Source organism: Halobellus clavatus (assembly GCF_900107195.1).
Classification (GTDB): Archaea; Halobacteriota; Halobacteria; order Halobacteriales; family Haloferacaceae; genus Haloquadratum; species Haloquadratum clavatum.
The window spans coordinates 117854-129714 of record NZ_FNPB01000005.1; the positions used below are offsets into that span (position 1 = coordinate 117854).

Below are 11861 nucleotides of genomic sequence, written 5' to 3' on the forward strand. Positions count from 1 at the left end.
CACGGGCGGCGGCGATTCCCCCCGACACCGAAAGGATGGAGACGGCGCCGCCCGACAACTCGGTATGGACTTCCCACCGATCGGACTCGGAACGTACGATCTGACCGACCCCGAGACGTGCGAGCGGGCGGTCGCTGCGGCCGTCGACGACGGCTACGAGCACGTCGATACCGCACAGGGCTACAACAACGAGGCGATCGTGGCCCGCGGTCTCGAACGCGCCGACCGCGACGCCGACGAGGTGCTCCTCGCGACGAAACTCGAGACCGGCAATCTCGGCTTCGACGACGTCGTCGCGACGGCCCGCGAGAGCGCCGAGCGACTCGGCGTCGACACCATCGATCTGCTGTACGTCCACTGGCCGATCAACACCTACGACCCCGCGGAGACGCTTCCCGCGCTGGATCAACTCGTCGCGGACGGACTCGTCGAGCGCGTCGGCCTCAGCAACTTCCGCCCCGATCAACTCGAGACCGCGATCGACCGACTCGACGCACCCGTGGCGGCCCACCAGGTCGAGATGCATCCGCTCTTGCCCCAACCGGACCTCCACCGGCTGGCTCTCGACGAGGGTCACCAGCTCGTGGCGTACTGTCCGATCGCCAGAAACGAGGTCGCCGACGTTCCGCAGATCGCCGACATCGCGGCGGCACACGACGCCACCCCGGCGCAGGTGTCGCTCGCGTGGCTGGACGCGAAAGACCAGGTCACGCCGATCCCGCGGTCGTCGGCTCCCGAACACATCCGCGAGAACCACGCGGCGCTGGATCTCGATCTCACCCCCGAGGAGATCGCGACGATCGACGGGATCGACCGCCAACACCGCATCGTCGACTTCGACGCCGCGCCCTGGAATCAGTAGTCGACGCTCGATGTTCCGCGGAGCGACGCGCCCGCACGGCGACGCCTCGCTCACCCGGTGTTTTTCATCCCAGCGGCGATGCCCTTGACGGTCAGCCGCAGGGTCTGCTCCTCCTCGTCGGTCCGGTGGGTCTTGGTCAGCAGATGCGTCTGCAGTACGTTCAGCGGGTCGACGTAGGGGTTCCGCCGACGGAGGCTCTCGTCGAGCCACTCCCGCCGGAGGAGCGAGTCCTGACCGGTCACCTCGAGAACGACGTCCCGGGCGCGCTCGTATTCCTCCTGCAGGTGCGGGAAGAACTCCTCGCGGAGTTCGTCGTCCGCGAGGGCCGCGTAGTACTCGGCGATCTCGAAGTCAGTGCGCGCCAGCGCGAGCGAGGCGTTGTCCAGCGTCGTCCGGAAGAACGGCCACTCCTGATACATCTCTCGGAGCGTCTCGATATCGCCGCCCGAATCGAGGTACTGCTGGATGCCGGTCCCGAGCGCGTACCAGCCCGTGATGATGCAGCGCGACTGGGTCCAAGAGAACACCCAGGGGATCGCCCGCAGGTCCTCGACAGTTCGCTCGCCGGAGCGCGACGCCGGCCGCGACCCGAGATTGAGGTCCTCGATGACGCCGATCGGCGTCGCCTGGCCGAAGTACGTGACGAACCCGTCGGATTCGAGCAGATCGCGGTACCGCGTGCGGGCCGTTGGGGCCATCTCGTCCATCGCTTCGACCCACTCGTCGCGGACGTCCTCTTCGGGTTCGCGGATGGCCTGATGCCGGGCGCGGACCTGCGCGTTCAGCATCTGTTCGAGGTTGCGCTCGGCGATCTGTGGATTGGCGTACTTCTCGGCGATCGCCTCGCCCTGCTCGGTGAACTTGATCTGCCCGGAGACGGTCTCGTTGGGCAGCGCCAACATCGCCTCGTTCATCGGACCGCCGCCCCGCGAGATCGACCCGCCGCGGCCGTGGAACAGCCGCATCTTCACGTCGAAGTCGTCACAGATCGTCGCGAGTCGACGCTGGTTCTTGTAGAGGTCCCAGTTCGCGGCCAGGAACCCGTTCTCCTTGTTGGAGTCGGAGTACCCGAGCATGATCTCCTGGGTGTCGTTTCGGGCCGCGAGCGCCTTCCCGTAGGCCTCGTTCTCGAAGAGCGTGCCCATAATCCGGCGCGCGCCGTTGAGTGCGGACTCGGTCTCCAGGAGGGGAACGATGTCGAGCCCGCAGTGGTCCGGGAGCGAGACGACGCCGGCCTGATCCGCGAGGAAGAGGACCTCGAGCACGTGGCTGGGTTCCTCTGTCATCGAGATGCAGTAGGTGTCGATGGCACCGACGCCGAACTCCCGCTGCCACTCCCCGAGTTTCTCGAAGCGACGCAGCACGCGATCGGCCGTCTCGGAGACGTCGCCGGGGGCTTCGAGGTCGATCACCGGCTCGGACTGGAGGATCCCTTCGGTCAGGACCTCGACCCGGCCCGCCTCGTCGCGGTCACGGTAGTCGATCCCCTCGTTTGCGAGCACTTCGTGGACGGCCTCGGTGTGGTTCTCCTGATGATCTCGCAGATCGAGGTTTGCCAGCGTGAAACCGAACGTGTCGACCTGCCGCATCAGCGGCTCGACGTACTCGTCGGCGACGACGTCTGCACCGACCGACCTGAGGCTCCGATCGATGGCCTCCAGGTCCCCGAGGAACTCTGCCTTGTCGCTGTATCCGTCCGGGCGGACGTCCTCGATGCGCCGGAGCCGCTCGCGCATCAGTTTCAGTTTCTGTCTGTAGGGCTCTCCGGGGTATCGCTCCTCGGCTTCGTCGGCGACGCCCGGGAGTCGCGCGCGGTCGGCTTTCAGGGATCGCTCCAACTCCGCGCCGACGTCGACTCGTCGACCATCCTGGCTCAGGACGCCGGAGAGGCGCTTGAGCGCATCGCTGTACTTCTCGAGGACGACACCGCGCTGGCGTTCGAGGGTGTCGGTGGTCACCTTGGGCGTGACGAACGGGTTCCCGTCGCGGTCGGACCCGGCCCACGACCGGAACTCGAACAGCTTCGGGACGTCGACGCTGGGATACTCCTCGGCCAGCAGGTCTTCGAACTCGGCGTACACTTCGCCGACGACGTCGAACAGGATCGACTCGATGTACCACTGGACGTTCCGGGCCTCGTCCTGCGGTTCGGGACGGCGCTCGCGGACCTGTGACGTCTGCCAGAGGCTCGTGACCTCGGCGTCGACCTTCCGCCACAGCTGGTCGTGCTCTCGGTCGGTGACCCGCCGCTCGTCGAGTTCCTCGAGCCGGTTCGCGATCGACCGCAACTTCGCCTTCACCGTCTTACGGCGCGCTTCGGTCGGGTGCGCCGTGAACGTCGGTTCGATCAGGACCTCGTCGAGGACGCGCTGGACGGTCTCGGGGTCGGCGTCGGCGTCGATCAGCGACTCCACGGTCGCGACGAGTCCGTCCTCGAGATCACCGGACTGTGACCCCTCACGTACGGCGCGGGCGCGCTCGCGCTCTTCGGCGAGGTTGATGAGTTCGAAGTACGTCGTGAACGCCCGAGCGACGACGCTTTCGCCCTCGGGAGAGAGTGCATCGAGAATTCGGTCCAGCTCCTGGCGCGACTCCTGTTCGCCCTTCCGGTAGTCGATCGCTGTCGTTCGAATGTCTTCGACCGTTTCGAATGCGCCTTCGGAGGTCTGTTCCGCTAATACGTCGCCGAGGAGCGCACCGAGTTCCCGGACGTCCTGCTTGACGTCCCTGCTGTGCAAATCCATACCGAGCGATATACCCCACACTGAGTAAAAACCTGTGTGTACGAAACCGGGTCGTCGCCGCCCCGCGACGTTGCCGGTCGACCGGGGGTTTCGTCATCCTTTTTACCGGCGGGCCGAAGGTTCTGATATGAGCGAGCGCGACAAGTATCCGGCGCAGTCGGGTCGCCGCCGGTTCGTCAAGGGCGTCGTCGGCGGTGCGGCACTGGCCGGCGTCGGCGCAACGGGCGCGGCCACGATCAACTCCGCGACGCAAGCCTCCGGTGCGGGTGGCGGGTCGACGCAGGCCTACGCTATCGAGAACACCGCGGGTCCCGCCCCCCGCGGGATGCCGCAGATCCCCGTCGAGATCGACGACGAGGGGTACCTCAAGGGCGTCTGGCCCGAGGTGAAAACCGAAGAACAGGGCGGTGTCTCCGTCCAGATCGCCGAGACTGAGGACTTCAAGGGATCGGGCGAGACCTACACCACTGAGTGGTTCCAGTTCTGCGGCGTCGAGTCCTACGCCGGGATCGAACCGGACTACGACTCTGAGAACTACTTCCGGTCGGGATCGAACCCCGGCTACGAGTGGCAGAGTGAAGCGTACTCCGAGGGCGATCGGCTTCACGTCGACGACTTCTCAGATTACCAAGAATGGGGCAACGGGGTCGGCGATCCGGGACTGGGAAAGCCCGCGACCGGCCGCTGGCGCTCTGAAGACGCCGAGGACACCATCCCGATCCAGGTCATCAAGTCCGAACAGGTGATGGAGATGGCCGAGGAGGACCCGTGGCTCGAAGCGTCGACCGAAGACGGGTTCATCGCCTGGCTCAACAAGTGTACGCACTTCTGTTGCGTCCCGCAGTACAAGAGCGAGGGCTCGGCGAAGTTCAACGCCGAGAACGACGTGTACTGCCAGTGCCACCAGTCGGTGTACGATCCTTACAGCATCGTCCAGACGCTGTTCGTCGCCCGTCCCCGTCCGAGCGACTGACTCTCTTCGGACCGATCCGTTTCTCCCGCCGTCCCGAGATCCCGATTCGGACACATTCATGTAGGACGCCCTCGCATAGTAGAGTAGTATGACTGAGGGGGATGTCGTGTCGGACGCGGAGAGCGATGGCTTGGACGCGTCAGAGATCCACGACGTTCTCCGAAACGATCGGCGGCGCCTCGTTCTCGAACGGCTCCGCTCGGCCGACGGGACGGAAACGGTCTCGGATCTCTCAGAGCACATCGGCGGCATCGAGGCCGACGAGTCGCCGCCGCCGCGCAACGTGCGACAGAGCGTCTACGTCTCGCTCCACCAGACGCATCTCCCGAAGCTCGACGAACTGGGCATCGTCGAGTATGACCCCGACGGCAAGACGGTCTCGCTCGACGACAACGCCGACGACGTCGCGGTCTACATGGAGGTCGTCCCCCGCTATGGGCTCTCGTGGGCGGAGTACTACCTCGGACTCGGCATCCTCGGTACCCTCTCGCTGACGGCGTCGCTGCTCGGCGTCCCGGTACTGCGGCTGGCCGCTCCGAGTACGATCGGCCTCTTCATCTCGGCACTGCTCGTCGCCTCCGCGACCTACCAGCTCCTCAAACAGCGGAGTTCGCTGGTGCATCGGCTCCGCGACGGCTGACTGCCGTCCGTCGGCGCGCCTGCCTCCGTCGGCCACGCTCGGCCGGACGCATCGATCGATTGGCGAACAGCCGGTCCTGCGTCGCTCCCGCGCCGTTGTCCCGGACAACCGCTCTTCGGCGCGGGGTCGCTGTCAACTCACAGGGCGTCTGGCCGCGGTATCGCATATAACTATTCGCCGGCCGGACGCGCATCGCCCGCTCCTGTGGTTCCGCGCCGGCCGACACGCTCAGGTGCGTGGCCGCCGCTGCTCACGTATGCCCGAGACCGCCATCGTGTGGTTCCGCCGCGACCTGCGGACGCACGACAACGAGGCGCTCGCGGCCGCTGCCGAGGCGGACCGCCTCCTCCCGGTGTACTGCGTCGCTCCGCGTCGCACCGGCGACCGATCGTACGGGGGACCCGAGTCGTTCCGGTACCGGAAAGTGGGTCCGCACCGGGCACGCTTCCGGCGCGAGTCGCTCGCCGCCCTCCGCAGTCGACTCCGGGACGCTGGCTCCGACCTCCTGATCCGCCGGGGCCGGCCGGCGGCGGTGCTCCCGGAACTCGCGGCCGCCGCCGGTGCCGAGACGGTCGCGTTTCACGCCCTGCCCGGACCCGAAGAGCGGGCGATCAGCGCCGAAACGGTCGCCGCGCTTCGCGATGCCGGCCGCTCGACGCGGCGGTTCTGGGGACGGACGCTCCATCACGTCGCCGACCTCCCGACCCCCTACACCCAGATCGACGACACGTTCACGCCGTTCAAAGATCGCGTCGAGGCGGACGTACCGATCCGAGCCACGCTGTCGCGTCCGTCGGTGCCGCCGCTCCCGGCGGCAGACGATCCGGACGTCGATCCCGCCGCGCTCGACCCGGGCGACCTCCCGTCGGTCGCGTCGATCGGCGGCGGCGATACGGCCGGTTCGCGCGATCTGGACGATCCCGCTGCGGACGCGGCGGGCCCGGACGATCGCGGCGTCCACCCGTTCCCGGGCGGAGAAGCGGCCGCGCTCGACCGGCTCTCGGCGTATCTCTGGGAAGGCGATCACCTCCGAGAGTACCGCGAGACCCGAAACGGGCTCCTCGGCGCGAACTACTCCTCGAAGTTCTCCCCGTGGCTCAACGAGGGCTGCCTGTCGCCCCGCCGCGTCCACGAGGAGGTCGAGGCCTACGAGCGCGACCGCGTCGCCAACGACTCGACGTACTGGCTCCGCTTCGAACTCCGGTGGCGCGACTTCTTCCAGTTCCAGGTGTTGAAACACGGCCGGCAGTTCTTCGCCCCCGGCGGTCTCAGACGCCGCGAGGACGTCGACTGGCGCTGGGACCCGACGGCGTTCGAACGGTGGGCCGCCGGTGAGACCGGGATCCCGTTCGTCGACGCGAATATGCGCGAACTCGACGCGACGGGGTACCTGTCGAATCGTGGCCGGCAGAACGTCGCTTCGTTCCTGACTAACGACCTCGGAATCGACTGGCGACGCGGGGCCGCACACTTCGAGACGCAACTCGTCGATTACGACGCCGCGTCCAACTATGGGAACTGGGCGTACATCGCGGGCGTCGGCAACGACTCACGCGAGCGGGCGTTCGACGTGCTCGCGCAGGCCCGAACGTACGATCCCGACGCAGCGTACGTCACGCACTGGCTCCCGGAACTCGAGGGCTTGTCGCCGGAACAGGCACACGCACCGTGGACGCTGTCGGCGGACGAGCAAGCCGCCCACGGGATCGAACTCGGCACTGACTACCCACGGCCGATGATCGACCCGACGACGTCCGGGGACGACCCAGTGTAACCCGGCGGGCGGTCGGGCCGCGCCTGCGGACCGCGGTGGACACTCGCTCAGGATCCGGCCGTGCGGAAGCCGGACGCATCGACCCACGCGCCCGCCGTCAGCACACTCACGAGAACGAACGCGATCAGCGAGAGCCGCGGGATCGTCAGGAGCCCATCGAGCATTGGATACAGGATCGACGAACAGCCGCCGCCGACCGAGCAGGTGCCGCCGCTGCTCGGGAGCACTTGGATCGCGACGTGATACGCCGCCACGACGACCCCCACTCCCGAGAGCGGGAGCGCCGTCCGCGCGACGCCCGGGCGATCTTCCAGCGCCGCCACGCCGAGTACGACGACCAGCGGGTACATCAGGATCCGCTGGTACCAGCAGAGGTCACAGGGCACCAGGCCCAATCCGAGGCTGAAGTAGAGGCTTCCCACGGTCGCGACGCTCGCGACGGCGGTCGCCGCTCCGAGGACGACACGCGTGTTCGACGCCACGACTGGGTGTGACGGAAGCCGGGTGCTTGAACGGACCGGTCTCCCGCAGCGGCGGCCGGGTCGACTGCGGGTCCTCACCCCATCTGACAGAATCCGTTTATCACGGTTTTCTCCCATCGTAATCGCGGGAAGAAAGACTTATCATCGTTTCGTGACGGCAAATATCGTGAGGATAGTTATCAATGGGGATCAGCGAAACATACACACGCGGACGCGAGCTCGCGGTCACACGACCCGGGTCCGTTCTTCTGGGACTCGTCGGCGTCGTGCTGCTGTTCGACCTGCTCGTAAGCCTCGTGACCGGGACCCAGTCGCTAAGTGGTGTCGGATCACTCGTCTGGGACGGGCTGATGCGCGGCCTGGTCATCGGTCTCGCGGGTATCGGGCTCTCTATGACGTACAGTATTCTGAACTTCGCGAACTTCGCGCACGGGGACTACATCACGGCGGGCGCGTTCTCCGGGTGGGCGACGACGTATCTGATCGCGGGACTGGGCCGCGCTGACGTCGGCGCGCTGCTGCTCGTCGGTGCCAGCGGATCGGTCTTCGGCGGGACGCTCGGCATCGGCGTCACCGGGACGCCGGTGGCTGTCGTCGCCGGAATCGTCGTCGCCGGCATCTCGACCGTGTTGCTGGCGCTGCTCATCGACCGGACGGTGTTCAAACCGATCCGCGACGAGGACGGCATCACGCTGCTCATCACCAGCGTCGGCGTGGCGTTCGCCCTCCGCTATCTGATGCAGTTCGTGTTCAGTTCCAGCGTCCGGGGGACGACGGCACAGCCGCCGTCGCTCTCGCTGTATCTCGTCGACGGGGCGGTCCGGATCAACGCACACGACATCGCTCTCGTCGTCGTCGCGGGCAGCCTGATGCTCGGCGTGCACCTGTTGTTACAGCTGACCAAACTCGGGAAAGCGATGCGGGCGATGGCCGACAACGAGGACCTCGCGCAGATCACGGGCATCCCGACGGAGCGCGTCGTCCGTGCGGTCTGGGTCGTCGGCGGCGGGCTGACCGGCGTCGCCGGCTACATCTTCATCCTCTGGAAGGGGACGCTCGGGTTTAACGACGGGTGGCTGCTGCTGCTGTTGATCTTCGCAGCGGTCATCCTCGGTGGGATCGGCTCGATCTACGGCGCGATCGTCGGCGGGCTCGCCATCGGGCTGACTGCGTCGCTCTCGGTCATCTGGATCCCCTCGTCGTTCTCTCGCGCGGCGGCGTTCTTCGTGATGATCGTCCTGCTACTCGTGAAGCCTGAAGGACTCTTCTCCGGGAGGTCGACCGCATGAGCGTCCGCGATGACCTCGCCGCCAGGATCCCCGGCGGCGACACCGGCCTCATCCTATCGATACTCCTGATTGTGTACGCCGCGTACGTGCTGGTCGGCGTCGGCCTCGGCTACTCGCTCCGCGGCCAGTTCAACACCATCGCCGTTCTGACGTTCTACATCGCCGTCTTCGCGATGCTGGCGCTCGCACTCAACCTCCACTGGGGGTACACGGGGCTGTTCAACATCGGCATCGTGGGATTCATGGCGATCGGCATCTACGTGATGGCGTTCGTCTCGAAACCGCTGTATCAGCCCGGGGGTGCGGCGCAGGTCGGCGGTCTGGGCCTCCCGATCATCGTCGGGATGATCGCCGGCACGGTCGCCGCGGCACTCGTGGGACTCGTGGTCGCCTTACCGGCGCTCCGGTTGCGGGCCGACTATCTCGCAATCGTGACGATCGCGATGTCGGAGATCGTCCGGTTCTCGTTCCTCTCGGGCGAATTCGAACAGTTCGAGCTGTTCGGCACGCGCGTCGGATTCGGCGGCGGATCGGGGCTGATCCTCAACTACACGGATCCGCTGACGGCCTTCTTCGAGGTCTTCGGGTTGGGCGGGGCGTACCTCGGCCTCGTCGACGCCTTCGGCGCGCTGGTCCCCAACAACCCCAAACCGGTGGTCGACAGCCTCGTCTACGGGCTGCTCCTCCTCCTCTTCGTCGCGGCCTACTACTGGCTGCTGAAACGCACCGGCGAGTCGCCGTTCGGTCGCGTGCTCAAGGCCATCCGCGAAGACGAGGACGTCGCGAACTCTCTCGGGAAGGACACCAACCGGTTCAAGACGAAGGCGTTTATGCTCGGGTGCGGACTGATGGGGCTCGCTGGCGTGCTGTGGTTTATGCGAAGCGGCGCGGTCACGCCGAACACGTTCCGTCCCCGGATCACGTTCTTCGTGTGGATCGCGCTCATCATCGGCGGCGCCGGCTCGAACACCGGCAGCGTCCTGGGCGGCGCAGTCTTCGCCGCCTTGCTCTATCAGGGGCCGCGGTACCTGAAGAATCTCATCGACGCCGCTCTGCCGAACGCGAGCGCGCCCTCGGGGTTCGGCCCGGCTATCGCGCCGCTGGTCTCGAACGTCGACCCCACGCCCCTGCTGCTTTACACCATCGACAGCATCCGGCAGCTCCAGCTCGTGTTCATGGGGCTGGTCCTGATCTGGCTGATGCACAACCGTCCCGAGGGGATGCTCGGACACCGCAAAGAGACGGCAGCGGGGATTCCGCTGACGGCGTCGCAGGCTCGCGATAAGACCGCCGAGACCGACGGTGGCACCACCGGGGGTGAGGCCGATGAGTGATGTCCCGTCCAGTACCGGCAGCGAGATCGACACCGACGAACCCGACGGGGCGGCCGGCGTCCCCGACGCCGACGACGCCGAGTCGGGGTCGCTGGACCTGGGTGCCGGCGGCCCGGACGTCGGAGAGCCGTATCCGCTCGAGGTAGAGAACCTCCGGAAGAGCTTTGGCGGGATCACCGCCGTCGACGACGCCTCCTTCAGCGTCGAGCGCGGGAGTCTCACCGGCCTCATCGGGCCGAACGGCGCGGGCAAGTCGACGACGTTCAACCTCATCACCGGGATGCTGCAGCCCGACGCCGGCTCCGTGACGTTCGACGGCGAAGAGATCACCGGCGAGACGCCACACGCAATCGCGAACCGGGGCCTCGTCCGGACCTTCCAGATCGCCCGTGAACTCCAGGAGATGACGGTGCTCGAGAACATGATGTTGGCGCCGAAGTTCCAGCGCGGCGAGGCGCTCTGGCGCTCGGTCACACCCGGGTTCCGCGACGACGTGATCGAGCAGGAGTCTGAACTGCTCGAACGGGTCTGGGCCGTCCTCGAATTCTTCGAGATCGACCACATCGCCGAGGAGTATGCGGGGAACCTCTCGGGCGGCCAGCGGAAACTGCTCGAACTGGCACGGGCGCTCCTCACCGATCCGGATATGTTGCTCTTAGACGAGCCGTTCGCTGGCGTCAATCCGTCGCTCGAACGCCGGCTGCTCGACCACATTCACGAACTCCGCGAGCAGGGCTATACGTTCCTGCTCGTCGAACACGATATGGATCTGATAATGGAGAACTGCGAGCGGGTGATCGTCCTCCACCAGGGCCAGGTCCTGACCGAGGGCAGCCCCGACGAGATTCAGGCGAACGAAGAGGTTATCGAGGCGTACCTCGGAGGCAACGTATGAGCGCCGACGCCGACTCCGACATCGCCACGGAGACCGTCGACAGCGACGACGCCGACGCCGCCGGGGTCTCTCAGGAGACCGTTCCGGATCGGGAGCCCGACGCGCTGCTGGAAGTCCGCGATCTCGACGCCGGCTACGGCGACCTCCAGATTCTGACCGACGTCGACCTGGACGTCGCCGACGGCGAGTACGTCACCATCGTCGGCCCCAACGGTGCCGGCAAGTCCACCGTGATGAAGTCCGTCTTCGGACTCACCAATCTGATGGGCGGAACCGTGCTGTTCGACGGCGGGGACATCACCGGACTCCGACCGGAGGACATCATCCACGAGGGGATCGGCTACGTGCCCCAGAACGACAACGTGTTCGCGTCCCTGACGGTGCGTGAGAACCTCGAAATGGGCGCATATATCCTCGATGAGGTGCCACAGGACGCGCTCGATGCGGTCTTCGATCGCTTCCCGATCCTCGAAGAGCGGGAGTCACAGAAGGCCGGAACGATGTCCGGCGGTCAACAGCAGATGCTCGCGATGGGCCGCGCGTTGATGCTCGACCCGTCGCTGCTGCTCCTCGATGAACCCTCCGCGGGACTCGCTCCCGACCTCGTCGACGATATGTTCGATCGGATCGACGCCATCAACGACGACGGCACGGCGGTGCTGATGGTCGAACAGAACGCCAAGGAAGCACTCCGTCGGTGCGACCGCGGGTACGTCCTCGCGAACGGCAAGAACCGATATATGGACGACGGAGACACGCTGCTGAACGACGAGCAGGTCCGTCAGGACTTCCTCGGCGGCTGACGGTCGATTGCGTTCGCTCGAGACCGAGAGCCCGCCTCGAGTCGTCGGTCCCTGCCAAATCGGTG

At 66.5% G+C, this 11861-nt stretch carries 10 protein-coding genes; 8 read left to right on the forward strand and 2 right to left on the reverse strand.

Going from position 1 to position 11861, the window contains the following annotated elements; genetic code table 11:
* The first annotated feature begins 64 nt into the window (after nt 1–64).
* Nucleotides 65–862: an aldo/keto reductase gene (locus tag BLU74_RS09115; protein ID WP_089766961.1), complete on the forward strand. Its 798-nt coding sequence runs from the start codon at nt 65–67 to the stop codon at nt 860–862.
* 50 nt (nt 863–912) lie between these two features.
* On the opposite strand, the gene ppc is transcribed toward BLU74_RS09115, so the two are convergent.
* Nucleotides 913–3606, reverse strand: a complete 2694-nt coding sequence (gene ppc / locus BLU74_RS09120) for a phosphoenolpyruvate carboxylase (protein ID WP_089766962.1) — start codon at nt 3604–3606, stop codon at nt 913–915.
* A gap of 127 nt (nt 3607–3733) precedes the next feature.
* Here ppc and BLU74_RS09125 point away from each other — a divergent pair, with 127 nt between their 5' ends.
* The 3 genes from BLU74_RS09125 to BLU74_RS09135 all read left to right on the forward strand — a co-directional run bounded on the left by BLU74_RS09125 (nt 3734) and on the right by BLU74_RS09135 (nt 6993).
* Nucleotides 3734–4579, forward strand: a complete 846-nt coding sequence (locus BLU74_RS09125; RefSeq protein ID WP_089766963.1) for a Rieske 2Fe-2S domain-containing protein — start codon at nt 3734–3736, stop codon at nt 4577–4579.
* Between the two features lie 88 nt (nt 4580–4667).
* Nucleotides 4668–5219 carry a DUF7344 domain-containing protein gene (locus tag BLU74_RS09130; RefSeq protein ID WP_089766964.1) on the forward strand — a complete coding sequence of 184 codons (552 nt, stop codon included), beginning with the start codon at nt 4668–4670 and terminating at the stop codon, nt 5217–5219.
* Nucleotides 5220–5475: 256 nt separating this feature from the next.
* Nucleotides 5476–6993 carry a DASH family cryptochrome gene (locus tag BLU74_RS09135; RefSeq protein WP_089766965.1) on the forward strand — a complete coding sequence of 506 codons (1518 nt, stop codon included), beginning with the start codon at nt 5476–5478 and terminating at the stop codon, nt 6991–6993.
* Nucleotides 6994–7040: 47 nt separating this feature from the next.
* On the opposite strand, the gene BLU74_RS09140 is transcribed toward BLU74_RS09135, so the two are convergent.
* Nucleotides 7041–7475: a disulfide bond formation protein B gene (locus tag BLU74_RS09140; protein WP_089766966.1), complete on the reverse strand. Its 435-nt coding sequence runs from the start codon at nt 7473–7475 to the stop codon at nt 7041–7043.
* A gap of 350 nt (nt 7476–7825) precedes the next feature.
* Here BLU74_RS09140 and BLU74_RS09145 point away from each other — a divergent pair, with 350 nt between their 5' ends.
* Genes BLU74_RS09145 through BLU74_RS09160 form a run of 4 tightly spaced genes read left to right on the forward strand, consistent with a single transcriptional unit; the run spans nt 7826 to nt 11796 of the window.
* Entirely contained in the window at nt 7826–8764 is a 939-nt protein-coding gene (locus BLU74_RS09145) for a branched-chain amino acid ABC transporter permease (RefSeq protein ID WP_394327870.1), read from the forward strand.
* Nucleotides 8761–10098, forward strand: coding sequence for a branched-chain amino acid ABC transporter permease (locus tag BLU74_RS09150; protein WP_089766968.1), 1338 nt, complete (start codon nt 8761–8763; stop codon nt 10096–10098). The genes BLU74_RS09145 and BLU74_RS09150 overlap by 4 nt, the downstream gene beginning before the upstream one ends.
* The gene (locus BLU74_RS09155; RefSeq protein ID WP_089766969.1) at nt 10091–10993 is read left to right on the forward strand and encodes an ABC transporter ATP-binding protein; all 903 of its coding nucleotides are present in this window, start codon (nt 10091–10093) and stop codon (nt 10991–10993) included. Before BLU74_RS09150 ends, BLU74_RS09155 begins: the two co-directional genes overlap by 8 nt.
* Complete coding sequence (locus tag BLU74_RS09160) at nt 10990–11796, forward strand: ABC transporter ATP-binding protein (RefSeq protein WP_089766970.1); 807 nt, start codon at nt 10990–10992, stop codon at nt 11794–11796. Before BLU74_RS09155 ends, BLU74_RS09160 begins: the two co-directional genes overlap by 4 nt.
* Nucleotides 11797–11861 lie beyond the last annotated feature (65 nt).